Source organism: Saccharothrix syringae, assembly GCF_009498035.1.
Taxonomy (GTDB): Bacteria; Actinomycetota; Actinomycetes; order Mycobacteriales; family Pseudonocardiaceae; genus Actinosynnema; species Actinosynnema syringae.
In genome coordinates this window covers 2,887,052-2,912,635 of sequence record NZ_CP034550.1, presented here as the reverse complement: position 1 = coordinate 2,912,635, position 25,584 = coordinate 2,887,052, and the positions used below count along the sequence as shown (strand labels likewise).

At 74.9% G+C, this 25,584-nt stretch carries 20 protein-coding genes; 7 read left to right on the top strand and 13 right to left on the bottom strand.

Translation table 11 applies throughout. The features are described from left to right. Nucleotides 1–8: 8 nt before the first annotated feature. The 4 genes from EKG83_RS13490 to EKG83_RS47675 are packed head-to-tail and all read right to left on the bottom strand — an operon-like array spanning nt 9 to nt 6,920. Complete coding sequence (locus EKG83_RS13490) at nt 9–1,364, bottom strand: hypothetical protein (RefSeq protein WP_033430839.1); 1,356 nt, start codon at nt 1,362–1,364, stop codon at nt 9–11. Next, a complete protein-coding gene (pelF, locus tag EKG83_RS13485) occupies nt 1,361–2,812 on the bottom strand; it encodes a GT4 family glycosyltransferase PelF (RefSeq protein ID WP_051765641.1) in 1,452 nt (483 codons plus the stop codon). The genes EKG83_RS13490 and pelF overlap by 4 nt, the downstream gene beginning before the upstream one ends. After that, the gene (locus tag EKG83_RS13480) at nt 2,809–4,857 is read right to left on the bottom strand and encodes a polysaccharide deacetylase family protein (protein ID WP_228122600.1); all 2,049 of its coding nucleotides are present in this window, start codon (nt 4,855–4,857) and stop codon (nt 2,809–2,811) included. Before EKG83_RS13480 ends, pelF begins: the two co-directional genes overlap by 4 nt. Continuing rightward, complete coding sequence (locus EKG83_RS47675) at nt 4,854–6,920, bottom strand: Agd3-related carbohydrate-binding protein (protein WP_228122599.1); 2,067 nt, start codon at nt 6,918–6,920, stop codon at nt 4,854–4,856. The genes EKG83_RS13480 and EKG83_RS47675 overlap by 4 nt, the downstream gene beginning before the upstream one ends. 736 nt (nt 6,921–7,656) lie before the next feature. Between EKG83_RS47675 and EKG83_RS13475 the strand changes: the two genes are divergently transcribed. After that, nucleotides 7,657–10,143 carry a M14 family zinc carboxypeptidase gene (locus EKG83_RS13475; protein ID WP_051765632.1) on the top strand — a complete coding sequence of 829 codons (2,487 nt, stop codon included), beginning with the start codon at nt 7,657–7,659 and terminating at the stop codon, nt 10,141–10,143. 52 nt (nt 10,144–10,195) lie between these two features. Here EKG83_RS13475 and EKG83_RS13470 read toward each other — a convergent pair whose 3' ends face one another. From EKG83_RS13470 to EKG83_RS13460, 3 genes are all read right to left on the bottom strand, one after another. Further along, nucleotides 10,196–10,537, bottom strand: coding sequence for an SgcJ/EcaC family oxidoreductase (locus EKG83_RS13470; protein WP_033430838.1), 342 nt, complete (start codon nt 10,535–10,537; stop codon nt 10,196–10,198). A 1-nt stretch (nt 10,538) separates the two neighbouring features. Further along, nucleotides 10,539–11,249 (bottom strand): SDR family NAD(P)-dependent oxidoreductase, encoded by a 711-nt coding sequence (locus EKG83_RS13465; protein WP_033430901.1) that lies wholly within the window; start codon nt 11,247–11,249, stop codon nt 10,539–10,541. Nucleotides 11,250–11,347: 98 nt separating this feature from the next. Beyond that, the gene (locus EKG83_RS13460; protein WP_084716354.1) at nt 11,348–12,280 is read right to left on the bottom strand and encodes a LysR family transcriptional regulator; all 933 of its coding nucleotides are present in this window, start codon (nt 12,278–12,280) and stop codon (nt 11,348–11,350) included. Between the two features lie 80 nt (nt 12,281–12,360). Between EKG83_RS13460 and EKG83_RS13455 the strand changes: the two genes are divergently transcribed. The 3 genes from EKG83_RS13455 to EKG83_RS13445 are packed head-to-tail and all read left to right on the top strand — an operon-like array spanning nt 12,361 to nt 14,474. After that, nucleotides 12,361–12,699, top strand: a complete 339-nt coding sequence (locus EKG83_RS13455; protein WP_228122598.1) for a PadR family transcriptional regulator — start codon at nt 12,361–12,363, stop codon at nt 12,697–12,699. Next, nucleotides 12,696–13,610 (top strand): hypothetical protein, encoded by a 915-nt coding sequence (locus EKG83_RS13450; protein ID WP_033430835.1) that lies wholly within the window; start codon nt 12,696–12,698, stop codon nt 13,608–13,610. Before EKG83_RS13455 ends, EKG83_RS13450 begins: the two co-directional genes overlap by 4 nt. A gap of 48 nt (nt 13,611–13,658) precedes the next feature. After that, nucleotides 13,659–14,474: an alpha/beta fold hydrolase gene (locus EKG83_RS13445; RefSeq protein ID WP_211269077.1), complete on the top strand. Its 816-nt coding sequence runs from the start codon at nt 13,659–13,661 to the stop codon at nt 14,472–14,474. Here EKG83_RS13445 and EKG83_RS13440 read toward each other — a convergent pair. The 5 genes from EKG83_RS13440 to EKG83_RS13420 form a co-directional block, all read right to left on the bottom strand. After that, nucleotides 14,461–14,799, bottom strand: a complete 339-nt coding sequence (locus EKG83_RS13440; RefSeq protein ID WP_033430833.1) for a hypothetical protein — start codon at nt 14,797–14,799, stop codon at nt 14,461–14,463. The two genes, EKG83_RS13445 and EKG83_RS13440, sit on opposite strands and share 14 nt — an antisense overlap. Nucleotides 14,800–15,014: 215 nt before the next feature. Then, entirely contained in the window at nt 15,015–17,993 is a 2,979-nt protein-coding gene (locus EKG83_RS13435) for a family 16 glycoside hydrolase (RefSeq protein WP_211269076.1), read from the bottom strand. Between the two features lie 252 nt (nt 17,994–18,245). Continuing rightward, nucleotides 18,246–19,247 carry an ABC transporter permease subunit gene (locus EKG83_RS13430; protein WP_033430831.1) on the bottom strand — a complete coding sequence of 334 codons (1,002 nt, stop codon included), beginning with the start codon at nt 19,245–19,247 and terminating at the stop codon, nt 18,246–18,248. Next, nucleotides 19,244–20,125 (bottom strand): ABC transporter ATP-binding protein, encoded by an 882-nt coding sequence (locus EKG83_RS13425; protein ID WP_084716365.1) that lies wholly within the window; start codon nt 20,123–20,125, stop codon nt 19,244–19,246. Before EKG83_RS13425 ends, EKG83_RS13430 begins: the two co-directional genes overlap by 4 nt. A gap of 5 nt (nt 20,126–20,130) precedes the next feature. Continuing rightward, nucleotides 20,131–20,523, bottom strand: coding sequence for a GntR family transcriptional regulator (locus tag EKG83_RS13420; RefSeq protein WP_084716353.1), 393 nt, complete (start codon nt 20,521–20,523; stop codon nt 20,131–20,133). A gap of 211 nt (nt 20,524–20,734) precedes the next feature. Between EKG83_RS13420 and EKG83_RS13415 the strand changes: the two genes are divergently transcribed. From EKG83_RS13415 to EKG83_RS13405, 3 genes are read left to right on the top strand one after another with little or no spacing between them, the layout of a single operon-like run. Then, entirely contained in the window at nt 20,735–21,985 is a 1,251-nt protein-coding gene (locus EKG83_RS13415) for an ATP-grasp domain-containing protein (RefSeq protein WP_033430900.1), read from the top strand. Nucleotides 21,986–22,002: 17 nt separating this feature from the next. Beyond that, nucleotides 22,003–23,274, top strand: coding sequence for a 3-dehydroquinate synthase family protein (locus EKG83_RS13410; protein ID WP_084716351.1), 1,272 nt, complete (start codon nt 22,003–22,005; stop codon nt 23,272–23,274). Further along, nucleotides 23,274–24,038, top strand: coding sequence for an O-methyltransferase (locus EKG83_RS13405; protein WP_033430898.1), 765 nt, complete (start codon nt 23,274–23,276; stop codon nt 24,036–24,038). The genes EKG83_RS13410 and EKG83_RS13405 overlap by 1 nt, the downstream gene beginning before the upstream one ends. Nucleotides 24,039–24,060: 22 nt before the next feature. Here EKG83_RS13405 and EKG83_RS13400 read toward each other — a convergent pair whose 3' ends face one another. Beyond that, on the bottom strand, nt 24,061–25,431 hold the full coding sequence (locus tag EKG83_RS13400) for an oxygenase MpaB family protein (protein ID WP_051765627.1): 1,371 nt from the start codon (nt 25,429–25,431) through the stop codon (nt 24,061–24,063). Nucleotides 25,432–25,584 lie beyond the last annotated feature (153 nt).

The window sequence follows — 25,584 nt, the reverse complement described above, 5'->3', positions numbered from 1 at the left end:
CTTCCTCGTCAGCGGTAGTGGTGGACGTCCCCGACGCTCGCGCGGAGCGCCGACAGCATGAGCAGCGACAAAGCGGTGCAGCACACCAGGAACACCGGCACGTGGGCGTCCGGCGCCCACGCGTCGGCGACGAGCCCGGCCAGGACGACGTTCGCGACCAGCACGCCGGCCAGCACGGCCAGCAGCCGCGCCAGGCAGCCGGTCCGGGCCAGGACGAACCCCAGGAAGAACGCGCCGCCGAGCACGACGTGCGCGTCGACCAGCAGCGCGCCGCGGGAGGTCAGCAGGCCCGCCCGGCCCAGGCAGACCAGCAGGACCAGGGCGAGCGCGCCGAGGACCAGCAGGCAGGTGGCCAGCTCCCGCAGCAGCAGGCGCCACACCGCGTCGCGGAACCAGGCGGTGGGGCGGGCCTCCCGCAGCAGCTCCCCGACCTGCTCGAAGACCCGGTTGGCGCGCCACTCCACGACGCCCATGCCGAGCGCGAGCGGCGCCATCGCCACGGCCAGGTCGAGCGCGCCGCCGACGAACCGGACGTCGGTGTGGAGCAGGAAGGCCGCGCACAGCGCCGCGTACCCGACGCCGGGCAGCGCACCGAGCACCAGCACCCGCGCACCCGGCGGCCGCACGCCCACGGCGTCCTCGGCGCCCAGCGTGGCCAGCAGCGCCAGGCCGAGCGCCGCCGCCGCGGAGGCGAAGCCGAACAGCAGCACCGGGACGTCGTCGGCGCGGCCCCGCAGCAGGTGCACCGCACCGCCCAGCACCGCGGGCAGCGCGACGAGCAGGACCAGCGGTTCCCGGCGGTAGAAGACCAGGATGCCCGAGGCGATCTGGTAGGCCGTCAGCACCACCGCGAACAGCGCCGGCGCGGGGCCGCCACCGGGCGGGAGCAGCACGAGCGCGCCGACCGCCGCCAGGGCCAGGCCCGCGACGGCCAGCACGCGCAGCAGCCGCCCGGCCGCCCGGCCCGCGCCCGAGCGGCGCACCCGGTGCGCCGCCCAGCCGGCGCCCGCGCCCCAGAGCCAGCCGACGGTCGTGGCCAGCACCAGCACGCGCACCGCCGCCGGGGCGCCCAGCGCGGTCGCCAGCGCCGGGTAGGCGGCCGCGGGCGCCAGGTACAGCGGGCCGTGCGCCACGTCGTACCAGGAGCGGGGATCCCGCGCGCCGGCGCCGGGCGCCGGGCCGGGCTCGCGCGGCAACCGGTCGTACACCCGCCGGGCCAGCTCGAACACGTCGGCCACCCCGTACACCTCGACCGCGGCCTGGTCGGTGATCCCCTGGCTCTCCAGCACCGCCGCCACCTGGAGCTCGTCCGCCGGGTCGGGCAGCACCCCGGCGACCCGCCCGGCCAGTTCGGCGACGGTCATCCCGACCGGCTGCGCGCGGCCAGTTCGGCGTACCTGGCGCGGTAGCCGTCGTTCCACCGCCGGAGGGTGAAGTTCTCCAGCACGCGCTGCCGGGCGAGCCTGCCCAGGCGGCGGCGCAGCTCGCCGTCGGTGAGCAGGCGCAGGCACGCCCCCGCGAACGCGGCGCAGTCCCGCGGCGGCACCATGATCCCGGCGTCGCCGACGGCCTCGGGCACACCGCCGACGTCGGTGCACACCGGCGGCCTGCCGGTCGACATCCCCTCCATGAGGCTGAACGGGAAGCCCTCCGACACGCTGGTCAGCGCGACCAGGTGGCCCTGGTGGAAGGCGTCGACCTGGTGGGGTATCCGGCCCTCGAAGACCGCGGCGCCCGACAGGCCGAGCCGGTCGACCAGGTCCAGGCAGCCGGCGTGGTAGCCCCGGTTGACCAGCGGCACCGGCCCGAACACCCGCAGCCGGGCCTCGGGCAGCTCGCTGCGCACGATCCGGAACGCCCGGATCAGGGTGTGCAGGTCCTTGAGGGGGTCGACCCGGCCGACGAAGACGATCGTCGGCTCGTCCGGCTCCCCCGGCGCCACCGGGAAGACCTCGGGGTCGATGCCGTTGTACATCGTCCGCACGCGCCCCTCGTCGGCACCGTTGCGCAGCTGCCACCGCCGGTTGTAGGCCGAGTGCGGCGCCAGGGCGTCGCAACAGCGGTACGCGGCGCCGGTCAGCGCGCGGTGGAAGGCGAGCAGCAGCCGCTTGACCGCGGGCGGCGCCTGCTCCTCGATCGCGCCGAGGTACCGCTCGCGCAGGTACACGCCGTGCTCGGACATCATCAGCGGGGTGCCGTGCGCCCACTTGGCCGCCATGCCCACCAGCGCGCTGGGCCCGTTCATCGCCAGGTGGCACACGTCCGTCCGGACCGGCGGGTGCGACAGCGGGCGCAGCAGGTGCTCCAGCAGGTCGGTGGCGGTGACCGCGTCGCGCAGCGACAGCGGGTGCCCGGCGTCCGCCGCGACGGCCATCAGCCGGTCCACCGCGTCGTTGGCCACCAGCGCCGAGCACAGGTCCGCGGACTGGGCCAGCTCGAACAGCCGGCGCAGCGCCGCGAGCATGGCGTCCGCGCCGCCGTCGGCGGTCGGGATGAAGGACCGCAGGAACGCCTCGTGCGCGTCCGCGATCCCGCGCGGCCTGCCCCGCGGCCGGCGCGGCCGCGGACCCCACAGCGGGAGGTTCACCACCTCCACGCCCGCCGGGACCGGCCAGCCGGGGCGCTCCGAACCGTCGACGGTCAGCGCGACGACGGTGAAGGCGTACCCCGCCACACCGCGCACGAGCTGGTCGATCCACAGGCTCACCCCGCCCGCGCAGTACGGGTAGGCGCCCTCGGCGACCAGCGTGACCCGCGGCGCCCGCGCCGGGGTGGCCGCCCCGGTGACCGGTGCCCGCCGACAGGTGGTCATGGCCGGGGGCTCGCCCTCAGGACGACCCGCCCGCCGCGGGTCAGGCCGAGCCGCGACACCTCGTCCGACCCGTAGGTCTCCGCCTCGTCGGCGGAGGACCGGTCGGCGTCGCCGGCCGGTCGGGTCTCGACGCCGGTCAGCAGCAGCGCCCGGTCGCCGTCGGCGGTGTAGGCGACCTCGCCGGTGGCCCGGTCCCACACCGCGTCGCGGCCGGCGGCCAGCTCGGCGAAGTGCTCCGTCCGGTCCTCGACGTAGCGCGCCAGCGCCCGCCAGTCCGGGCCCTCCAACGGCACCCGGTAGAGCGCCGCGTACCCCGCCACCACGGCCTCGACCCAGTCGAACGCCAGGCTCCGGCCCGGCGCGTACTCGCGCAGGTTGCCCTGGTGCAGGGTGTGCGCGTACGCCGAGCCGGCCATGACGTGCCGGAGCGCGACGTCGGCCTCGGAGTCCACGAACTGCCCGTAGGACTGGTCGCGGCCGGGCGCGGCGGCGGCGCGCAGCGCGACCTGCTCCTCCGGCTCGGTCGCCTCGAACGCGACGGCGGTGGGCCAGTCCGGCACCACCAGCAGCTCCGGCCGCAGCGGGTGGCGGGTGCCGCAGTTGAAGCAGCCCGGCCGGTGGCCGGCGAAGGACATGTTGCCCTGCACGTACCGCACGCCCAGGTCGTGCGCGGCGTCGAGCATCGCCCGGTTGGAACCCGCCAGCCCGACGTCGGTCGGCGGCGCGGTGGAGCGCGGGTCCGGGTTGCGCACGCCCAGCCCGGAGTACTCCGGGGTCTTCAGGACCTCCGGCGGCACCGGCAGCCCGCCCCGGGCGGCGATGTCGAGGTTGCGGCGGATCTCGTCCCGGCTCACCTCGTAGGAGGTGTCGTCCAGCCGCGGGTGGGTGGTGGTGTGGTTGACCCACCGGAACTCGCCGACCAGGCTCTTGGAGCAGCTGCTCAGCGGGTCCGGTGTGCCGCTCCCGGCGCACGTCGCCGGCGCGCCGGTGCGGAACAGGCCGCCGTTGTAGGGCAGGGTCAGGGTGAACCCGGCGGCCACCGGGTACCGGGCGCGCAGCGCGCGCTGCCGGTCGCGGGCCGCGACCGCGTCCCGGTCGCCCAGCCGGAACAGCTCGACCTCGCCGCCGGCCCGGCGGCGCGTCGTGGCGTTGAACCAGTCGTCCACGTCGACGGTGAACCAGTGCCGCTGCTCGCCGAGCAGCACGCCCCGGGTGGCCCAGCGCACCAGGCCGTAGCCCAGCAGCGCGGTGGCCGCGGTGTCCGGCCCGGCGGCGAAGGTCAGCGCCAGGCGCTCGCGGCCGTCCGGCGACCGGCTCACCACCCCCGCCACGCCGTCCGGCGCGGACAGCACGGGTTCGGCGGCGCAGCCGGGCGCCAACCCGGCCCGGAGGAGGTGGGTGGCGGTCAGCGGGACCACCGCCTCGGGGCGCAGGTGGTCGAAGACCCCCGTGCCGGCCGGGGTCAGCGCGAGCCGGACCGGTTCCGCGCCGACCTCGCCCGCGGGGCCGTCGCGCAGGCAGTGGTCCTCGGGGAACGCGCCGGGGCGCGCGTTCAGCGCCACCTGGCGGATCCCGTACGCGCGCTCGTAGGCCCACAGCGCCTCCCACTCCGCGGGGTCGAGCGCGCCGGCGTACCCGCCGCCGTCCGCCAGCAGGACGCCGTTGTACCGGCCGACGCCGTCCGGGCCGACCAGCCGCCCGGGCGTCAGCGGCTCGCGGTCGGCCACCAGCACGTCGTACGGCGTGCCGATCCCGTCCAGCACCGCCCGCCAGGTGGCCAGGCCGGCGTCGTCCGCGCCGGCGGCGACGACGAGCTGGCGCAGCGCCACCCGGTCGCCGGGGCGCGGCGCGCCGCCCGCCGGGTGCGCCGACCGCACCGGCACCCGCTGCTTGACCGCGGCCGGCAGCGGCGCGGCGGCCGGGACCGGTTCCCCGGTCGCGGCGCCGGGGTCCGGTGGCGGCGGGCTGGTCAGCGTGATCACCACCACGGCGAGGGTGACGGCCACCAGCAGCGGGATGCGCAGCCGCGCGCCGACCGGGCTCATGCGCGCGGGGCCGCGGTGGCCACGAGGGCGACCCCGGCCGTGATCGGCACCCGGCTGACGGTGTCGGCGCCGTACGCGTCGACCTCGCCGTCCCGGGCGGTCACCCCGGTGAAGAACAGCGAACCGGTGGTGGCGGGCGTGTAGGCGACGGTGCCGGCGTGCCGGTCCCACACCGCGTCCCCACCCGACCGCAGCTCGGCGAAGTGCGCGGTGCGCGCGTCGGCGTACCGGGCCAGCGCGGGCCAGTCGGGGTTGCGCAGCGGCACCCGGTAGTCCTCGGCGTACTTCCCCACCACCGCCCGGAGCCAGTCGAAGACCAGGCTGCGCCCCGGCGAGTACTCCCGCAGGTTGCCCTGGTGCAGGGTGTGCGCGTACGCCGAGCCGGTCAGGACGTGCCGGAGCGCGACGTCCGACTCGTGGTCGACGATCTCGTCGTAGGTGAGGTCGGGGGACGGGGGCCTGCCGCCCCGGTGGTTGTGGAAGTAGGTCTGCTCGGCCGGCGTCGTGACGTGGTACGCGATGTCGGTCGGCCAGTCCGGCACCACCAGCAGGCTCGGTTCGAGCGGGTGGCGGGTGCCGCAGTTGAAGCAGCCGGGGCGGTGGCCGGCGAAGGACATGTTGCCGTGCAGGTACCGCACGCCCAGGTCGCGGGCCGCGGCCAGCAGCGCCCGGTTCGACCCGGTCAGCCCGAAGTCCGTCGGCGGGTCGGTGGGCGCCGCGCCCGGGTCCGGGTGGTACACGCCCAGCCCCGAGTAGGCCGGGGTCTTCAGCACCTCGGTCGGCACGGTCAGCCCGGCCCGCCGGGCGATCGCCAGGTTGTCCGCGATCTCGGCCGCGTTCTCCGCGTAGGTGGTGGAGTCCAGCGGCGGGTGGTGCACCGTGTGGTTGAGCCACCGGAACTCCCCCGCCAGGCAGCGGGAGTAGCCGGTCAACGGGTCGCCGGTGTCCGCGGAGGAGCACCGCGCCGGCGCGCCGGGGTCCAGGCCGCCGCCGTTGTAGGCCAGGGTCAGGGTGAAGTCCCCGGCCACCGGGTGGTCCTCGCGCAGCCGCCGCTGCTGCGCGACGGCGCCCGCGGCGTCCTCCCCGCTCAGCCGGAAGCCGGGCTCGGTCTCCAGGCGACCGTCCTCGTGCAGGTGGTCGCCGGTGTTGAACCAGTCGTCCACGTCCACGGTGAGCCAGTGCCGGGACTCGCCGACGAGCACGCCCCGGGTGGCCCAGCGCAGCAGGCCGTACCCGAGCACGTCGGTCTGCGCCTGGTCCTCCCGGGAGGAGAACGCCAGGGCGGCCCGCTCCCGGCCGTCGACGGAGGTGCCGACCACGCCCAGGACGTGGTCGCCCAGGGTCAGCAGGGGCCGGGCCGCGCAGCCGCCGGCCAACGCCGACCGGTAGGCGTAGGACCGGTGCAGCGGGACGCGGGCGGTGGGCCGGAGCCGGTCGAAGAGCTCCGCGCCGGCGTCGGCGAGCGAGAGCCGGACGGGGGAGGTGACGGCGCCCTCGACCCCCGGGCGCAGGCAGTAGTCCTCCGGGAACGTGCCCCAGGAGGTGTAGAGCGACACCTGGCGGACCGCGTAGGCGCGCTCGTAGGCCCACAGCGCCTGCCACTCCGCCGCGTCGAGCGCGCTGGCGTAACCGCCGGCGCCGTCGGGGTGCAGCAGGGCGTTGGTGGTCAGCAGGACGGCGTCGTAGCGCCCGGTGCCGTCGGGCCGGACCAGCCGGCCCGCGGTCAGCGGCTCGGTCATCGCCGGCAGGACGTCGTACGGCGTGCCGACCCGGTCGAGCACGGCCCGCCAGGTGGGCAGGCCGGGGTCGGTGGCGTCCAGCGCGATCACCAGGGGGCGCAGCGCGACCGCGTCGCCCGTCGCGGTGGTCGGTCGGTCGGCCGGGGGGATCGCACCGTCCACGACGGGCAGCGGGGGTTCGGTGTCCCCGGCGCGGACGGGACCGGGTGCGGGTCCGCCGGGTTCCGGCGCCGCCGCGCGGACCGGTGCCGCGGTCAGGGCGGCGACGGCGAGCAGGGTCAGGAACGGGGTGAGCAACCCGGTACGCGCACGGGGAACCACCATGACGCAACCTCGATCGGATGGGAGTGCCGGTTGTCGTTTCGCTGCTGACCTCGCCGCCTCGCGGTGGAACGGCGTTCCCGCGCGGGAGGGGTGTGCCGTCCCCGAACCGCTGTTGCCTTCCTGTCGGCTCGGCACAGCATAGGGCCATCCGGGTGAGCCGGCGGGAGGGAACGAGCCGGTGGGCGGCGGCAGCGGTCACCGATCGTTGTCAGTCCACTGTGGAGAGACCACCGAGTGGTCATCCGATCGAGTCACGGCGCGTTCGGTCCGGTACAACGGATTTTTCGGCGTTCCCGGTGCCGGTGTCCGGTCGGGACGATGATCGGGAAGACGCGCGGCGCGGATTCCAGGCACGCGGCGGTGGCGTCGGCGCCCCCGACCCCCGCGCCGGGTGATCGGGAGCGGGCCGCACCCGGGCCCGGGTGCGGCCCCCGACCGCGACGACCCGCGTTCACCTTGCCGGACGAATCCGCCCCGACCACGTCAACGGCGCCGCGCACGCGGCCGACGCGTGGTGGGGAAGGCGCGTCAGGCCGGCGGAGCCCGGCTCGTCCCGCCGGCGGGCGGCGGGTGCCCGGGCGGCGCCTCCCGCGTCCGGGGGTCGCCCGGTCCTGTCGCGTCGTCCCGGCGTGCCTTTCGGGCACAGTGCCTGCAGCGCCTACTTCCGGCCGTGGTCAGTCCCGGCGCCATGTCATAGCGTCTGTCGCCTGGTGGGACGATCGAATGGAGTGCGGCAATGAGATCCAGGCACAGATCCACCCGGGTGGTGGTCCGGGCGGGCGTCGCGGTCGGCGTGGTCGGGCTGGCGCTCGTCGGTGTCGCGGTGCCCCCGGCGACGGCGCAGGACAGGGAGGTGCGGGCCGACCGGTCCGCGTTCCGGGCGTGCCACGCCTCGCTGCTGCCGGCCGGCACCGCCGGGGTGGACCGGCGCGAGGTCACCTCGGAGGTCGACGGCCTGGTCCAGGCCCGCCTGGCGCCCGGCAACGGCCGCGAGGGTGACTGGGACCTCGCCGTGTTCGACAAGGCCAGCGGCGCGGTCGTCGCCGCGTCCGCCGCGCTGCGCAGCCGCGAGCTGGCCGAGAGCTTCGTGCGCAAGGGCCAGCAGCTCGTGGTCCAGGCGTGCCGGTACGACGGGCCGTCCCGAACGGCGACGCTGGGCGTGGACTTCCTCGCGCTGACCCCGCAGGGCACGCCGACCACCGCGGAGCGCGCCGAGGTCGTGCGCGTGGAGACGCCGCGGCAGGAGGACAAGGACACCCTGCTCGGCCTCGACCTGGACCTCACCGAGAAGGGCGACGCCACCGGTGTCGAGGTCGTGCTCGCCGGCGACGCCGACCGCGAGACCCTGCGCCGCAGCGGGCTGAAGTCCACCACGGTGGACGCCGACCTGTCGCGCACCTCGCGCGAGGCCGCCGAGCGGGACCGGGCGTACACCGCCCGCGGCCGGGCCTCGGGGCTGCCCTCCCGCCGCACCTCCTACCGGCACCTCTACGAGTACGAGTACGAGCTGAAGGAGCTGGCCCGCGGCAACCCCCGGCTGGTCCGGGCGTTCACCCTGGCCGAGCCGACCAACGAGGGCCGCGACGTGGTGGCGGTGGAGATCGCCGAGGACGTCGACAACGCCGCCGACGGCAAGCCCGTCAACGTGCTCATGGGCGTGCACCACGCCCGCGAGTGGCCGGCCGGCGAGCACGCCGTCGAGTGGGCCCACGAGCTGGTCAACGGCTACCACCGGGACAACTCGATCCGGTCGCTGGTGGCCAGGACCCGCAACATCGTCGTGCCCATCGTCAACGCGGACGGCTTCTCCATCTCCCGCGAGGCCGAGCCGAAGGGCGACTTCACCCGGTTCGACTACGAGATGAAGCGCAAGAACTGCCGCGCGGACGACTCGCCGCCGCAGCTGCGCACCGGCGTCTGCAAGGCCAACCCCGGCGGCAGCGCGCGCGGCACCGACCCGAACCGCAACTACGCCGGCTTCTGGGGCGGCGCGGGCGCGGGCCTGACCTGGGGCAGCGAGACGTTCCGCGGCTCGGCGCCGTTCTCGGAGCCGGAGACCCGCAACATCCGCGACCTGGTCTCCAAGCGCGCCGTCACCAACCTGATCACCCTGCACACCTACGGCAACCTGGTGCTGCGCCCGCCGGGCGTGGCCGACGTGCGCGCGCCGCTGGAGGAGCCGGTGGTCAAGGCGCTGGGCGACCGGATGGCCTCGCGCAACGGCTACGACAGCATCCCGTCGTGGGGCCTGTACGACACGACCGGCACCACCGAGGACTGGTCGTACTGGGCCACCGGCGGCTTCGGGTTCACCTTCGAGATCAACACCGCGGGCTTCCACCCGCCGTACGAGGACGCCGTCGTCGCCGAGTACGTCGGCGCTCCGCCGGCGGCCGGCGCGGGCAAGGGCGGCAACCGGGCGGCGTTCCTGGACATGCTGGCCAACGCCGCCGACCCGGCCGCGCACGCCACCCTCGTCGGCACCGCGCCCAAGGGCTACCGGCTCAAGGTGCACAAGACCTTCCAGACGCCGACCTCGCCGGTGCGGCAGCCGGACGGCACCACCACGCCGCCGATCCAGGTCACCGACACGGTCGAGTCGACCTACTCGTCGACCGGCGGCCGGTTCACCTGGTCGGTCAACCCCTCCACGCGCCCGTACGTGGCCGGCCGGTACGGCCGCGACCCGCTGGCGCCGCCGCAGGCCGCCATCGCGCTGCCGAACCCGCCCGGCGTGCCCGCGGAGAACACCCGGTTCCCGGGCAACCCGGTGGCCGAGAGCATCCCGTTCACCGTCCAGGGCGTGCCCGCGGTGGACAACGGGCGGTTCGACGTGTCGGTCTCGTGGACGTCCACCAGCACCGACTGGGACCTCTACGTGCTGGACGCCGCCGGCCAGGTGGTCACGCAGTCCGCGGCCGGCGGCACGAACTCCGAGCGGGCCACCCTGCTCGACCCGCCGGCCGGGCAGTACACCGCGGTCCTGGTGAACTACGACCAGGTCGACCCGGCCAACCCGGACGACTGGGCCGCGGGCCGGGTGGAGTTCTCCTCCCCCGTGCCGCCGACCTACGGCGTGAAGGAGGCTTACACCCTCACCTGCACCGACCGCCAGGGGCGGCTGGTGGGCCTGACCGACGTGTTCGTCGACCGCGGGCAGACCGTGGACGTGGGTGACGTCTGCACCGACTCCGCCCGCACCACCAAGCAGCGGCGGCGCTGAGATCCCGGGGCCGCGGCGGTTCTCCTCGGCGAGGGGGGCCGCCGTGGCCGCGTCAGTCGAGCCTGGACACCTGGTAGTGGCTGATCAGGCCGTCCTCCACCAGCACGCCGAGCCGCACGTGCAGCGTCGGCCGGTCGACGAAGGAGAAGTCCACCGCCAGGTAGCCGAGCACCAGGCCGTCGGCGAGCCGCCTGGTCTCCAGGACCTCGTACTCCGCCTTGAGCCCGCGTGGTTGGGCGCGGTAGTAGTCGGCCACCGCCTCGCGGCCCACGCCGTGGGGCCGCAGGCCCTGGAAGATCGCGTCCTCGGTGAAGTTCTCGGCCACGCGCTCGGGGTCGTGCGCGTCCACGGCGTCCTTCCACCGGTCCAGCACCTCTCGCAGGTCCTCGTCCACGTCAGTGCCCCGCGCTCTGGCCGCCGTCGACGTGCAGGACCTCGCCCGTGACGAAACCCGCCTGCTCCAGGAAGGTGACGGCGCCGACGACCTCGTCGACCTCGCCCACGCGGCCGAGCGGGTGCAGCGCGGCGAGGGCGTCGTGGGCCTCCGGCGCGTGCATCGGCGTGCGGATGACCCCGAGGGCGACGGCGTTGACCCGGATGCCCCGGTCCGCGTACTCGATCGCGAGCGACCTGGTGACGGCGTTCAGGCCGCCCTTGGTCAGGGCCGCGAGGGCGGAGGGGAACCCGGACAGCGCGTGGTCGACCAGGCTGGTGGACACGTTGACCACGTGGCCGCCCCCGCCCCGCTCCAGCATCGCTGCCACGGCGCCGCGGGTGACGTCGAAGAAGCCGCGCAGGTTCGTGCCCGCGACGGTGGCGAAGTCCTCGTCGGTGTAGTCGGTGAACGGCTTGGCGACGAAGACGCCCGCGTTGTTCACCAGCGCGTCGACCCGGCCGAACCGCGCGAGCGCCTCGTCGACGACGCGGGTGCCGCCGCCCGGCTGCGACAGGTCGGCGCGCACGGCCAGCACGCCGGGGTCGTCGGAGGGGCCGATCGAGCGGGACACCGCCACGACGGCGTGGCCGAGCTTGCGGTACGCCGGGACGAGGGCCGCGCCGATGCCCTGGGACGCGCCCGTGATGATCGCCACCTTCTGGGTGGTCATGTCGAACACCTGCTCTCGGGGAGGAGTGGACCTTCACCCCGATCGTGCGCCCGGTGCGGTCACGGGTGCCACGACCTGTTCCCTCCCTCGTGCGAGGCTCAGCCTCCCAGCGCCCGGTGGGGGTCGTCCGCGGGCAGCCACACGCCTCCGCCGCGCAGGCCGAGATCGCCCACGTCCCGGGCGAGGGCGTCGGCGACGGCCGGCACGGGGGCGCGGACCTCGTCGTCGCGGTGGACCAGCGACCACGTCCACACCACCTCCGGGTCGGTCACCGGCCGCCGCACCAGGTCCGGCGGCAGCGGCGCGGTCTGGCCCCTGGGCGAGTTGAGCACGGGGGTGGTGCACGCCCGCACGTGGTCGAAGAACGCGGGCCCGGTGATCGCGCCGTTGTGGACGCGCACCACGCGGGCGCCGGTGTCGCGGGCGAACTCCTCGGCGAACTCGTTCCAGGACGACCACGAGGCGACGTCGTCGTCCACGAGCACGGCGACGTCGGCCGCCCGCACGGGGCCGCTGTCCGGGCCGGTCGACACGGCGTGGAGCCGGTCCGCGCCGAGCGGGTGCGCGGTCAGGCCGTGGCGGGCGAGGTCGGCGGTCCGCACCCAGCACACGGCCAGGTCCAGGCTGCCGTCGGCGACGCGGGCCGCCTGGGCGTGCGAGGGCACGACCCAGGTGTCCACGTACACCTGCGCGATCCCGGAGGTGCGCGCGGCCAGGTCCGGGGGCAGCCAGTTGACGTAGCCGAGGCGCACCGGGTCGCTGCCGGACAGCTGCCGGGCCCGGCGGCGCAGCTCGTCGGCCCCGTCGAGCAGGGCGCGCACCCGCGGCAGCAGCGCGGCGCCGGCCGCGGTGAGGGCGACCGTCCGGCGGTCGCGGGCGAACAGCGGCACGCCCAGGTCGCGTTCGAGCGCCTTGATCTGCTGCGACAGCGACGGTCCGGCGATCAGCAGCCGGGCCGCCGCCCGGCCGAAGTGCAACTCCTCGGCGACGGCGACGAAGTAGCGGAGTTGGCGCAGTTCCACCGCTCCCATCCCAGGAGGCGGTCCGGCCCGCGGGCCGCCGCCGGGCAACCCGACTTGCCATAGTCATGTCATCGGTATATACCGATGACATGACAGAAGCCGGGATGCGGGAACCGACGTTCCTGATCCTCACGGCCCTGGCCGCCCGCCCGCAGCACGGCTACGGCATCCTCCAGGACGTCGAGTCGATCTCCGAGGGCCAGGTGCGGCTGCGCGCCGGCACCCTGTACGCCGCTCTCGACCGGCTGTCCGCCGACGGCTGGGTGGCGGTGGACCGGGAGGAGGTCGTGGAGGGCAGGCTGCGCCGCTACTACCGGCTGACCGACCGGGGTGCGGCCAGGCTGGAGGCTGAGGTGACCCGGTTGCGGACCCGCACCCGGGCGGCGGCGCGGCGCCTGCGGGCCCGACCGGCGGGAGGCCCGGCATGACGGAACTGGAACGCCGCTACCGCCGCCTGCTCGCGCTCTACCCGCGTGACCACCGCGAACGCCACGGCGAGGAGATGCTCGACGTGCTGCTGGCCGGGTCGGCGGGTCGGGCCAGGCCCGGCCCGCGCGCGGCCGCGGACGTGCTGTGGGGCGCGGTGCGGCTGCACCTGCGCCGGGTGGCCGCGGTCGACGGCGGGCTCGTGCCGGGTGACGTGCCGGCCGTCGTGGCCCTGCTCGGTCCCTTGGCGCTGCTGACGGGCGTCACGACCGGCCTGCACGAGATCGCGTGGTGGATCAAGGCCGGCGCGCTGTGGGACATGCCGTGGGCGACCCAGTTCCCGGACGCGCCGCTGTGGGTCGTGTGGGCGGCGGTGGCCGTGCTGGTCCTGTTCACGCGGCTGCGCCGGGTTGCCGCCGCGGGCGCGTGGGCGGCGACCGCGGGTTCCCTGCTGCTGGAGACGGCGTGGGACCGGTTCTGGGGCACCGGCTACAACACCGGCTGGGTGCTGCTCGGCGCGCTCACCGCCGCGGCGCTGACGTGGTCGCCCGGACCGGCCCGCGGCCGGGAGCTGCTGCCCGGCCGCGCGGTCCCCGTCATGATCGCGACGGTCGTCGCGGCCGTGGCGCTGGGCGTCCTGGTCGGCGGCGGCCTGCAGTTCCCCGTGCTGGTCGCCGGCACCGTCGCGGCGTGCTGCCACGGCACCCGCACCGGCCGCCGCGCCGCGCTGGTCCTCGCGCTGCCGGCCGTGAGCACCCTGTCGGCCTTCGCCCTGATGGTCTGGGTGCTGCCCCCGCCGACGACCCCGGTGGACGGGACGCTCATCCGCTGCCTGCCGGTGCTCCTGGCGCTCCTGGCGCTGGGCTTCCCGGCGCTCGTCCGCCGGCGCCGGGCCGACCAGCCGCTCACGTGACGGTGCCCCCGTTGTCCCCTGATACGGGGTGGGGGTATGTTCGGTCGGGTGTCGAGGGAGCCGATGTCCGCGGACAGCCACTTCACCCGTGAGGGCGCGACGATCGCGTACCAGTGCACCGGGACGGGACCGCCGCTCGGGTACGCCCACGGCGTCATGCTCAGCCGGGACGCCGTGCGGCGCCTGGAGCTGTTCGACTTCGAGTCGCTGGGCGCCGGGCGCCGCCTGCTGACCTACGACCAGCGCGGCCACGGCCGGTCCACCGGGCGCCCGGTCGTCGCCGACCACACCTTCGAGAACTTCACCCTGGACCTGCTCGGGCTGATGGACGCCGCGGGCATCGACGAGCCCATGGACCTCGCCGGTTCCTCGCTGGGCGCCGCCGTGGCCCTGCACGCGGCGGTGCTCGCACCGCACCGGTTCCGCCGGCTGGTGCTGATCATCCCGCCCGTGGCGTGGGAAACCGGTCCCGCGCCGGCACGGCGGTGGTACGACGACACCGCCGACGAGATCGAGGAGCTGGGCGCCCCGGCGTGGCGGCGGGAGTGGGCCCGGGCCGAGCCGCTGCCCATCTTCGCCGACTACCCGAAGTTCGACCTGTCCCCCGACGTCCCCGACGAACTGCTGCCCGCCGTCCTGCGCGGCGTCGGCGCGTCCGACCTGCCCGCGCCCGAGGAGGTCGCGCAGGTGCGCCTGCCCACCCTGATCCTCACCTGGGACACCGATCCGCTGCACCCGGTGTCGACCGCCGAACGGCTGCGCGACCTGCTCCCGAACTCGACCCTGCACGTGGCCGGGTCCGTGCCGGAGATCCGGACGTGGACCCGGCGCACGGCCGAGTTCCTGGCGGTCAGGACGAGGTGATGGTGATGTCCTCGACGCTCCAGAAGCAGTTCGAGTCGGCGGTGGAGGACCGGGTACCGCCCTGGAAGTTGCTCTGCCAGTTGCCGTAGTAGGTGAAGCCCGCGCTGCACTTGACCTTGGCCCGCCAGTTGCCCTGCTGGGTGCCGGTGCAGGTCACCCTGCCGTCGTTGCCCGAGACGACCAGGGCCTGACAGCTCAGCGCCCCGTAGAGGAACGAGGTGCCCGGGGTGACGGCCGAGGCCGCGGGCGCCGCGACGGTCACGGCCCCGGTCAGCGCGGCGGCCACGGCGGCGGCGGTGGCGGAACGGCGGGTGAGGTGCCGCATGGCTTGCTCCTTCGTCGGATGTGTCCGGCTTCCGCGCCGATCGTCGTGCGGTGGGGTGGTTGGCCCCAGGACCACTACGCGATCACTCGCGGGACACCACTTCGCGGGAGGCGGGAGGAGTCACGCCTCGATGCGCCCGCGGCCCCGGTTCCCGGCATCCCGGTAAAAGTGAGTCCGGTGGTCCGTCCCCGCAGACGGACCACCGGACAACCGCGCTAACCCAGCGGCTCCACCCAGATGTTGCGGAAGCGGACGTTCTCGCCCGGGTCGCCGTGGTCCTGGAGCCGGAGGGGGCCGGCGGTCGGGGCCTCGGGTGCGCCGGCGCCGGTCGGGCCGTCGACGGCGAAGTCCCGGTGGACGGTGACGCCGTTCCACACCACGGTGACGCGGGCGTTCTCGGTCTTCACCCCCGCGCCGTCGAAGCGGGCCGCGCGGAACGTGACGTCGTAGGTCTGCCACGTCCGCGGTGCGGTGGCGGCGTTGGGTGACGCCGCCCTCTTCAGGTAGATGCCGCCCGCGTCGTCGGCGGCCAGGGGGTTCTTGCCGTAGCTGTCCAGGATCTGGAGCTCGTAGCGGTCCTGGAGGTACACGCCGCTGTTGGCGCGTTGCTGGCCGGTGACGTCGGGCGGCAGGTCCGGCAGCCAGAACTCCAGGTGCAGCCTGAAGTCGCCGAAGACCTGCCTGGTGCGGATGTCGCCGCCCAGCGCCTCCACCGAGCCGTCGGCCACGGGCCACGACGGTGCGCTGCCGTCGGGGTTGCGCCAGTGCTCGGTGCCGGCGCCGCCGTAGAGGACCACCCGCTGGGCCGGGGTGACGGTCAGGCTGTCGAGGTTGACGTGGCCGGTGTCCCCGGTGTCGACCTCGTAGGCGATGGTGTTCGGGCCCGCCCGCAGGGTCAGCGCCTCGGTGTGCGTCGCCCAGGTGTCCCAGTCGCCGGTGTCGGCCAGGGCCACCTGCCTGACCTTCGCGCCGTTGACGTAGACGCTGACGGTCTTGGTGCCGGTGAACGGGTTCGGCCCGTTGCTGTAGCGCAGGGCCACGTCGTGCGAACCCGCGGTCGTGGCGTTCAGGGCGAACCTGGTGGTCGCGCCGGGGGTGCCGTAGCCGTCGACGAAGCCCGCGCCCGAGTATCCGGTGTGGTCGGTGTTGAACCCCGCCCCGCCCAGCAGGGCCGCGCTCTCCGCCTCGAACGACTGGGTGGCCGACGGGGCGCCGCCGACGAGGTTGTTGAGCGTGTACCAGGTCTCGGTGCTCCACAGCGGCACGCCGGTGCTCGACGTGAACGGGCGCGGTGAGCGCAGGTGCACCACCCGGCCGGCCTTGAGGCCGTCGAGCTTGAGGGTGACCCTGCGGCCGTCCGCGGACAGGGTCGCGGAGGTGACCGGGAGGGTTTCCCGGTCGACCTTGGGCCCGCCGTACGTGGGCGCGGGCGCGTACCGCCACTGCGTGGCCCGGTAGCGGCCGGCCAGGCCGTTCGCGGTCTCCGCCGACAGCGGTTGGGTGTACTCGACCTCGAAGCCGCCCGCGATCGCGCGCACGGCCAGCAGGTCGAACGTCCGGCCGCCGTTGGGGGTGAGCTTCTGCAGGCCGTACTTGAGCTTGCCCTCCTGGCCCCAGTTGCCGCCGTCGCCGATCCCACCGACGTAGAGGGCGCCGTCCGGGCCGATGCTCGTCCGGTTGACACCGGCTTCGAGGCCCTGGGTCATCCGGAACACCGCGCCCTGGTACTCACCGTTGACCTTTTCCAGGAACGCGCGCTGGAGGCCGCCGTAGGTGACGTCGCCGAAGACCAGCTGCCCGGCGTAGGTGCCCCGGGTGAGCTGGACCGGGGTGCTGGGCGAGTTCGCGATCTCGTTCTGCGGCAGCCACAGCACGGGTGCGGTGACCGGGTTGGCGTCGAACGGGCCGGCCGGGTTCGTGTAGTGGTTGAAGAACCGGCCCTGCTCGACGTGCACCAGCTTGGACGCGGGCAGCCGGCCGCCCTGGTTGTCGGTGACGAACAGGCCGCCCTCGGGGCCCCAGCCGAGGCCGTTGGGCGTGCGCAGGCCGCCGGCGAGGTAGGTGACCTGCCCGGTGGCCCGGTCGACCCGGACCGCGGTGCCGCGGTCGGCGGCGGGCTGCGGGTCGGTGGTCGCGCCGCCCTCGTTGATCGCGACGGACAGGGTGAGGTAGAAGTACCCGTCCCGGTAGAGCAGGCCGAACGCGAACTCGTGGAAGTTGCCGCCGTACGGCCAGGTGGCCACTGCGCGCGACCGGTCGAGCACGTCGTCGCCGTCGGTGTCGGTCAGCTCGGTGAGCTGGTGCTTCTGCGACACGTAGATGTGGCCGTCGAGCACCTTCACGCCCATCGGCTCGCGCAGGTTCGCGGCGATCCGCTTGGTGGTGACCCGGTCGGGCGAGGTGGCGCCGGTGACGTTGCCGAGCACCCACAGCTCGCCGGTGTCGGTGCTCCTGCCGTCCCAGGTGGCCACGACCAGGCGGCCGTCGGGCAGCCAGTCCATCGCGCCGACCCGCGGCTGGAAGCCGGTGGGGCGCAGGTCCGTCAGGGTGTAGTCGGGGTGGACGGCGTCGAGCGGCAGGCCGTCGCCGGGGGTGTCGGTGCCCGCGGCGCACTCCTTGCGGCCGGGCGCGGTGACCCGGACGACGCCGCTGTCCGTGCTCAGCGCCGAGTTCGGCACCAGCGAGAAGTCGGCCGCGCCCGGCGGTTTCCACTGGAGGGTCAGCTGCTGGCCGCCGTCGCGCTCGAAGTGCTCGACGAGCAGGGCGTGGTAGCCGGCGGACAGGGTGACCGAGCCGTCCTCGGCCTCCGGGCCGTGCAGGCCGTCGTGGTCGACGACCACGGCGCCGTCGAGCGACAGGCGCGACCCGTCGTCGCTGAGCAGGCGGAACGCGTAGGTGCCCGGCTGGGGGACGTCGAGGTTGCCGGTCACCTGGGCCACGAAGCGGTCGGCGAACCCGAAGTGGTCGGTGGTGCTCCAGTCGACGGTGGGCATGAGCTTGTCGACGTTGGGCGTCTGGGCGGGTTTGAGGGCGCAGAGCCGGTCCAGCGGCACCTGCACGTCGAAGACCCGCAGCGTCACGCCGGGTTCCTGGGGCGGTACGGCGTCGCCGACCGGGTCGGCGGCGGCCGGTCCGGAGGTGCCGAGCAGCAGGGTCGCGGCCAGTAAACCGAGAGGTGTGCGCGTCCATCTCATATCCATGCTCCAGGGAGGGCAGGGACGACCACGCGTGTCCGACGTCGTCGTCGCACGGTTGCAGGGCCCGCGGGCGGAGACGGGCGGAGACGGTTCATCACGTTGGGTGGCAGGGGACTTGCCCAACGTGATGAACCGTAGGGACCGCGCGACGACAAGTCCAGGACTTTCGTCGGTTCTGACCGGACTTTTGTCCAGTTCCAGCACAAGTCGGCGGAGCACTCCCCCGGTGCGACGCCGCGACGGGGCCGTTCAGCCGATCCGGCGGTTGGTCCAGCGCAGGGTGAACCAGCCCAGCAGGGCGGCCAGGGCCAGGTAGAGCCCTGTCTCGGCCCACTGGAGCGCCCAGAACCGGCTGTTCGGCTGGTGGGTGACGCGCTGGTGGTAGCCCTCCGCGTTGAGCCGGTCGAAGCACGCCTCCCGCTCCTCCTCGCGGTTCGGGCCGGGCGGGGTCGCGCTCTCCAGACCACCGGGGAACAGGCACTCGGAGAACCAGGCGGGGACCGGGGTGGGGTTGCCGGCCCGGTCCAGGGTCTGCTGCTCCAGCACCCAGGAGCGCTCGGGCACCGGCACGCGCAGCTCGAACGGGGCCGAGGGGCCGTAGTAGTAGAACACCGTGCCCTCCGCGGAGAACTGGCGGAGTTCCTGCTCCGGCGGGATCAGGTTGGGGCGCACCAGGTTCAGGGCGCCGACCTGGAAGGCGGTGAACAGCACGAGGGTGACCGCCATGGCCGGGACCGTGCGGCGCAGCAGGGCGCTCGCGGTGACGCCCAGGGCGAAGGCGAACACGGCGTGCGCCAGGGGGACGACGCCCCGGGCGCCGAAGATCATCGGTTCGACCGGCAGGGCGGCGGGGCCGTTCTCGGTGGCGATGGCGTCGACGGGGGCGGACCACCACATGACGAGCAGGCTGAGCAGCCCGGTGGCGACCACCGCGGCCGAGGCGGTCACCCCCGCCTTGACCGCCAGCCAGCGGGTGCGGGTGACGCCCTGGTTCCACACCAGCCGGTGGGTGCCGTGCTCCACCTCGCGGCTGATCAGCGGCGCGCCCCAGAACGCGCCGACCAGGGCGGGGAACACGTGCAGGGCGACGATGCCCAGGTAGTAGTAGGTGCTGTCGCCGGGGTCGAGCCCGGGGCTCGTCGGCAGCGCGACCGGCCTGCCGACGGCCAGCAGCACGGCGGCGACCGCGACGAGCAGCGCGGTCACGCCGAGGGCGGAGAGGCGGAACTGGCGCAGCGTCAACCAGGTCACCGGAGGACCTCCAGGGCGGGGCGGGACGGCGCGGCGGCGGGCGCGTCCAGGTAGGCGAGGACCAGGTCTTCGAGGCCGACCCCGCGCACGGTCCAGGCCGGGTCGAGGATCGGCGACGCGGTGCGCACGAGCAGCGTGGTCTGCCGGTCGGTGTGGCTCGCGGTGACCACGTGCTGGTCGGCGGGCAGGGTGGCGGGGTCGCGCCGCGGCCCGGTGAGCAGGTGGTGGGTGGCGAGCAGGTCCTCGATGTCGCCGGCGAGCACCACGCGGGAGGCGACCAGGACCACCAGGTGGTCGCAGACCCGCTCGACGTCGGTGATCAGGTGCGACGAGAGGACGACGCCGACGCCGTGCTCGGCGACGGCCTCCATCAGGTCCTGGAGGAAACCGCGCCGGGCCAGCGGGTCGAGCGCGGCGATCGGCTCGTCGAGCAGCAGCACCTCCGGGCGCTTGGCCAGGCCGAGGGTCAGCGCGAGCTGGGCCCGCTGGCCGCCGGAGAGCCGGCCGGCCCGCTGCGCCGGGTCCAGCCCCAGGCGCTCGACGCGCTCGCGGGCCAGGCCCGCGTCCCAGCGTGGGTTGAGCCGGGCGCCGAGGCGCAGGTGCTCGGCGACGGTGAGCCCCGGGTAGGTGGGGGTGTCCTGGGCGACGAAGCCGACCTTGGCCAGCTGGGCGGGCCCGCTGCCCGGCCGCCCGCCGCACACCTCGATCTCGCCGGCGGTGGGCGCGCTCATCCCGGCGGCGAGGCCGAGCAGGGTGGACTTGCCCGCGCCGTTGGGGCCGACCAGGCCCACGACGCGACCGGCCGGGACCTCCAGCGTGCAGTCCGACAGCGCCCAGCGCCGCCGGTACCTCTTGCCCAGCCCCCGGGTTCGCAGCATCGCGGTCACGCCGTGCCCTCCGTCGCGGTGGTCCGGAAGGTGGTCGCGAACAGCGCTTCGACGCCCTCGTCGTCCAGCCCGGCCAGGCGGGCCTTGGTGATCCAGCGCCGCAGGTCCCGGCGCAGCGGTTCGAGCACGCCGGGCGCCACGCCGGGCAGCGTGCCCGAGACGAAGGTGCCGACGCCCGGCCGGGCCACGACCAGGCCCGCGTGCTCCAGCTCGCGGTACGCCTTGAGCACCGTGTTCGGGTTGATGGCCAACCGCGCGACGACGTCCTTGACCTTCGGCAGCTGGTCGCCCTCGCGCAGCAGGCCGAGCCGCAGCGCGTGGCGGACCTGCTGGACCACTTGCTGGTACGGCGACAGGCCGGACCCGCCGTCCAGGTGGAACTCGATCACGACTTCCTCCATTTATCTAGATGAATAGCACTATAGGCATTTGACAGAAGGGGGACAACCGCGGTGGGCGCGGACGCCGTGCGAGCGGCTGTTTTCCCTGCGTGACCGACACGCCGATCGCGTCGACACGTCCAGGTGAATCGGTGGGCGTGGCGGTTGCCGGAAACCGTCCCGGGCAGCCCTGAGCGACATGTGGGAGGTGGGTCAGGTGATGTCGTTCCCGTCCGGTGCACGCGGTGTGGCGCTGCTGGCCGCGCTGGTCGTGACGGCCCCGGTGACCGCGGCCGTGTGCGGGGTCGCGCACCTGCTGGCGCCGCGGCGGCCGTGCGGGCGCCGGTCGACCGTGCTGGTCACCACCACGCACATGACCAAGAGCCTCCTGCTGGCCCGGAAGTTCCACGAGGCGGGCCACCGCGTGGTGGCCGTGTCGATCCCCCGGCACCGCTGGGGCCCGCTGCGGTTCTCCCGCGCCGCCTGCGCGTTCCACCTGGTCGCCGACCCCGCCGCCGACCCCGCCGGCTACGTCCGCGACCTGGTCGCGGTGATCCGGGCCGAGGGCGTGGACACCGTCGTGCCCGTCGTCGACGAACCCGGGCGCGCGCAACCGACCTCCGACGCCGTGCCCGTGCTGGCCGGGCACTGCGCCGTGCTGGCCAACGACCCCGCCACGCACCGCCTGCTCAACGACAAGGCGGGCTTCGCCGAGCTGGTGCGGGCCGCCGGGTTGCCGGACCTGGAGACGCGCCGGATCACCGACGTGCGGCAGGTGCGCGAGGCCGACCCGCGCCACGAGTACGTGCTCAAGCCGCCCGAGTGGACGTCGATGACCGCCGACCACCGCGTGGTCCTGGTGCGCGACCCGGCCGCCCCGCCCGCCGACCTGCCGATCGGCCCGGACCGCCCGTGGGTGCTGCAACGGCTCGCCACCGGGCGCGAGTACTGCGCGCACACCACGTGCCGCGCGGGCCGGATCACCGCCTACACGTGCTCGGAGTCCTCGGCGCTGCAGCTGAACTACCACCACGTCGAGGTGCCCGCGATCTGGCGGTGGGTGCGCGACTTCGTGGCCGCGCACCGGCTCGACGGCCAGGTGTCGTTCGACTTCATCGTCGGCGCGGACGGCGTGCCGCGCGCCATCGAGTGCAACCCCCGGCCCCACTCGGCGCTGGTGGCCTTCCACGACAGCCCGGACCTGGCCGCGGCCTACCTCGACCCCGCGTTCGACGGCGTGGCCCGCCCGCGCCCCGGCTCGCCGCCGGTGCACTGGCTGGGCGCGGAGCTGGGCAGGCCGCGGACGTGGGCGAGAACCCTCCTGCGCGGCAAGGACGCCGTGTTCGACCGGCGCGACCCGATCCCGTTCCTGGTGCTGCACCACGTGCAGCTCCCCGTGCTCCTGGTGCGCGCCCTGGCGGCGCGCAAGCGGTGGGAGCGCGTCAACTGGGCCACCGGGAAGCTCGTGTGACACCGAAAGGGCATCCGATGACGGCTTTGCGGCACACCGACGAGTACGCCACGTCCGCCCACTACAGCGGCACGGGCGACATCCGGTGCGACGACGACCGGCGGTCGCTGACCGTCGGCGCGACCTTCACCCTGCGCAGCGAGGTGCGGCTGGTCGACGGCGTGTTCGACCCGGCCACGCCCGACCTGGCCGAGGTGTACCGGCCCGCCGGGCGGTGCGTGGCCGTCGTGGACGCCACCGTCGACCGCTTCCACGGCGCCGCGATGAGGGCGTACTTCTCCGCGCACGGCATCCCGCTGACCACGATGGTGTGCCGGGCGCTGGAGGAGGACAAGACCGTCGACGCGGTGTGCCGCATGGCGGCGTTCCTGGGCGGCGACGGGTGCGACATGGCCCGCGGCGAACCGGTGCTGGTCGTCGGCGGCGGCGTGCTCGCCGACACCGCCGGCCTGGCGTGCGCCCTGCTCAACCGGCGCACCCCGTACGTCATGGTCGGCACCAGCATCGTCTCCGCGGTCGACGCCGGGCCGTCGCCGCGCACGTGCGTCAACGGCACCCTGATGAAGAACGCCCTGGGCGCCTACCACCCGCCGGTGCTCACCCTGGTGGACCGGGGGCTGTTCCGCACCCTGGCGCCCGAGCACCTGCGGCACGGCGTGGCCGAGGTGGTGAAGATGGCCGCCGTCGACGACGAGCAGCTGTTCACCCTGCTCCAGCGGCACGGCCGGGCGCTGCTGGACACCCGGTTCGCCACCACCGGCGACGACCCCGCGCTGGCGGCGGTCGCCGACGAGGTGCTGTTCCGCTCCCTCTACGCGTACATGCGGCACGAGGGCACCAACATGTTCGAGACCCGCCAGGACCGGCCGCACGCCTACGGCCACACCTGGAGCACGAAGTTCGAGCCGGTCGCCGGGCTGCTGCACGGCCACGCGGTGGCGGTGGAGATGGCGCTCACCGCGACGCTGGCCACCCTGGTCGGCTGGCTGGACGACGACGACCGCGACGCGCTGCTGGCCGTGTGCCGGGACCTGGGCCTGGCCGTGCACCACCCGGTGGTCGAGGACCTGGAGCTGATGCGGCTCGCGCAGGAGACGGTGCGGCGCAAGCGCGGCGGCACCGCGCTGTGGGCGGTGGCACCGCGCGGGCTGGGCCGGTGCGACTACCTGGCCGAGGTCGAGGGCTCGCTGCTGGCCGAGGCGGTGGACCGGCACCGGGCGCGCTGCGGCGCGTTCCCCGACGGCGGGCTCGGCCGGGACATGTACCTGCGCGACGCGAGGTGGGCGTGATGCGGCCGGTGACCCCGCTGTCCATCCTGGCCCACGAGCTGGACCGGCTCGACCGGGAGTGGCCGTCCGCGCGCCTGGACCGCGCCCGCGCGCTGGCCTCCGGGCTCGACGACTACCTGTCGGCGAGCACCACGCCCGAGTCCGACCGGTTGGCGGCGCTGAACCGGCGGACCACCGGGCACGTGTGGGTCGGCTCCGACGGTGCCGTGGCGACCCTGGAGCCGGAGATGCTGTCCGGGCACGTGGAGGGGCAGCTCCTGCGGTTGCTGGTGGCCGTGTCCGGTGCCCGCCGGGTGCTGGAGATCGGCACGTTCACCGGCTACTCGGCGCTGGCCATGGCCGAGGCGCTGCCCGCCGACGGGCGCGTGGTCACCTGCGAGGCCGACCCGCGCGCGGCGGCGGTCGCCCGCGAGGCGTTCGCCGGGTGCGACCGCGTCACGCTGGTGGAGGGGCCCGCGCTGGAGACCCTGGCGCGGCTGGCCGACGCGGGCGAGGTGTTCGACTTCGCCTTCGTCGACGCGGACAAGCGGCAGTACTGGGACTACCTCGACGTGGCCCACCGCCGCGGGCTGCTCGCGCCCGGCGCCCTGGTGGTCGTGGACAACACGCTGTACCAGGGCGAGGTGTACCTGGACGCGGGCAGCCGGTCGCCGCAGGGGGCGGCCATCGCGGAGTTCAACGCGCGGGTGGCCGCGGACCCGGCGTTCGAGCAGGTGCTCCTGCCGCTGCGGGACGGCGTGACGCTGATCCGCGTCCTGGGCTGATCCGCGTCGGGGCCGATCCCGCTCACGCGCGCCCGAGGAGGTAGCGGGCGGCGTCGAGGTCCCGTTGACCGGTGAGGAAGTCCCGCAGGGCCGTTTCGAACTCGTCGCTGTGCAGGGTGCCGTCACCGTCCCGGTCGAGGTGGCGCAGGGCGGCGACGAGCGCGTGCCGGCGCGGGCTGTGGGTGAGCAGCCGGGCGTACTCGTCCTGGCGCACCTCGCCGTTGTCGTCCCGGTCGATCAGCCGGCGGACCACCGCGGCCACGGCGCCGTAGCCGCTCTTCGGGTCCGGGAGGCCCGGGTAGCGGCCCTCGGCCAGGGCCGCGCGGTAGGCGGGCAGGGTGACGGCGCCGTCCGGCGGGGTGCCGGTGGCGGCGCGCAACTGCTCCCACCACGACTCGAAGGCGGCGTGGACGGCCTCCTCGTCCTGCTCGTCGAGGTCCAGGTGGGTGCTGATCTCGCGGGACATGGCCAGCAGGTCGCTCCACCTCAGCACCCCGTCGCCGCTCTGGTCCAGCACGGTGGTGAAGAACGACTCCGGGGTGGGCGCGACGCGGGCGGGCGCGGGGACGTCGCCGGCCCGGATCGACGCGGAGGCGATCGGCAGGTAGCGCCACGGCTTGGGCAGCAGGGCCGTGGCGAGCCTCGCCGCGTGGTGCACGCCGGACACGAGCAGGTCCGCGCCGGGGACCACGGTCAGCCGCAGGCGCTCCCGGTAGACCTCCGGCAGGGTGGCGGCGGTCGCCTGCACGACGGCGGAGACCACGGCGTAGCGCAGCGGTGCCCAGACCAGGGCCGGTACCGGCAGGCCGGGCGGCGGCGGCACGCGGTGGATGCTGCCCGACAGCAGGTCGCGGACGGTCGCGTTGTCCTCCAGCACGTCGGTCACCATGTGGTCGAAGTACTCCTGGAACCCGGCCGCGGTGGCGGGCATGTCCGCCTCCGCCAGGCCGAAGACCCGCCCGAGGCCGCGCCACTCGGCGTAGAAGCGCTCGGTCTCCTCCGGTGACAGCGGGTCGCCGCCCAGCCGGTGCATGGTCAGCACGGCGTCGAAGAGGGTCAGGTGGACCCACGCGCGGGCCTGCGCGTCGGCGGCGGTGAACGGCCGGCCGTGGTCGTCGGTGCCCTGCATCCGGCGGTGCAGGCGCTCCAGCCTGGCCAGCTCGCGGCGCTGCTCGGAGGCGCTGCCGTAGACGTAGGTCTGGAGGCTCTCCAGGGTGCGGAACAGGCGCCGCCACGGGCGGGCGTTGTAGACCGAGTAGCGGCCCACCGCGGCGCCGATGGCGGGGTGGGCGGCCTGGAGCAGCAGCGACCGGTGCGTGACCAGCAGCAGCCGCCACTGCCCCAACCGGTCCCAGGTGGTCGAGCCCGGTCCGAGCAGGACGTCCGTCGTCATGCACCCCTCCGCACTGGTTCGGACCCGACACGGTAGTGCCACGTGCGGACCGGCGGAACACGCTCCGTGGCAGTTCACCGGATCCGATGACCCGGCGTCCCGCACGCGTAGCACCGCACCGGTCGACGAATGCGTGCGTTACGCCGTACCGGT

Excerpts from the sequence above, each read along its gene's own strand:
- pelF (WP_051765641.1), bottom strand. The coding sequence starts at position 2,812 with ATGACCACCTGTCGGCGGGCACCGGTCACCGGGGCGGCCACCCCGGCG.
- EKG83_RS13455 (WP_228122598.1), top strand. The coding sequence starts at position 12,361 with ATGACAGAAGCCGGGATGCGGGAACCGACGTTCCTGATCCTCACGGCC.
- EKG83_RS13440 (WP_033430833.1), bottom strand. The coding sequence starts at position 14,799 with ATGCGGCACCTCACCCGCCGTTCCGCCACCGCCGCCGCCGTGGCCGCC.
- EKG83_RS47675 (WP_228122599.1), bottom strand. The coding sequence starts at position 6,920 with ATGGTGGTTCCCCGTGCGCGTACCGGGTTGCTCACCCCGTTCCTGACC.
- EKG83_RS13465 (WP_033430901.1), bottom strand. The coding sequence starts at position 11,249 with ATGACCACCCAGAAGGTGGCGATCATCACGGGCGCGTCCCAGGGCATC.
- EKG83_RS13490 (WP_033430839.1), bottom strand. The coding sequence starts at position 1,364 with ATGACCGTCGCCGAACTGGCCGGGCGGGTCGCCGGGGTGCTGCCCGAC.
- EKG83_RS13475 (WP_051765632.1), top strand. The coding sequence starts at position 7,657 with ATGAGATCCAGGCACAGATCCACCCGGGTGGTGGTCCGGGCGGGCGTC.
- EKG83_RS13415 (WP_033430900.1), top strand. The coding sequence starts at position 20,735 with ATGTCGTTCCCGTCCGGTGCACGCGGTGTGGCGCTGCTGGCCGCGCTG.
- EKG83_RS13435 (WP_211269076.1), bottom strand. The coding sequence starts at position 17,993 with ATGAGATGGACGCGCACACCTCTCGGTTTACTGGCCGCGACCCTGCTG.
- EKG83_RS13410 (WP_084716351.1), top strand. The coding sequence starts at position 22,003 with ATGACGGCTTTGCGGCACACCGACGAGTACGCCACGTCCGCCCACTAC.
- EKG83_RS13480 (WP_228122600.1), bottom strand. The coding sequence starts at position 4,857 with ATGAGCCCGGTCGGCGCGCGGCTGCGCATCCCGCTGCTGGTGGCCGTC.
- EKG83_RS13450 (WP_033430835.1), top strand. The coding sequence starts at position 12,696 with ATGACGGAACTGGAACGCCGCTACCGCCGCCTGCTCGCGCTCTACCCG.
- EKG83_RS13400 (WP_051765627.1), bottom strand. The coding sequence starts at position 25,431 with ATGACGACGGACGTCCTGCTCGGACCGGGCTCGACCACCTGGGACCGG.
- EKG83_RS13405 (WP_033430898.1), top strand. The coding sequence starts at position 23,274 with ATGCGGCCGGTGACCCCGCTGTCCATCCTGGCCCACGAGCTGGACCGG.
- EKG83_RS13425 (WP_084716365.1), bottom strand. The coding sequence starts at position 20,125 with ATGCTGCGAACCCGGGGGCTGGGCAAGAGGTACCGGCGGCGCTGGGCG.
- EKG83_RS13460 (WP_084716354.1), bottom strand. The coding sequence starts at position 12,280 with ATGGGAGCGGTGGAACTGCGCCAACTCCGCTACTTCGTCGCCGTCGCC.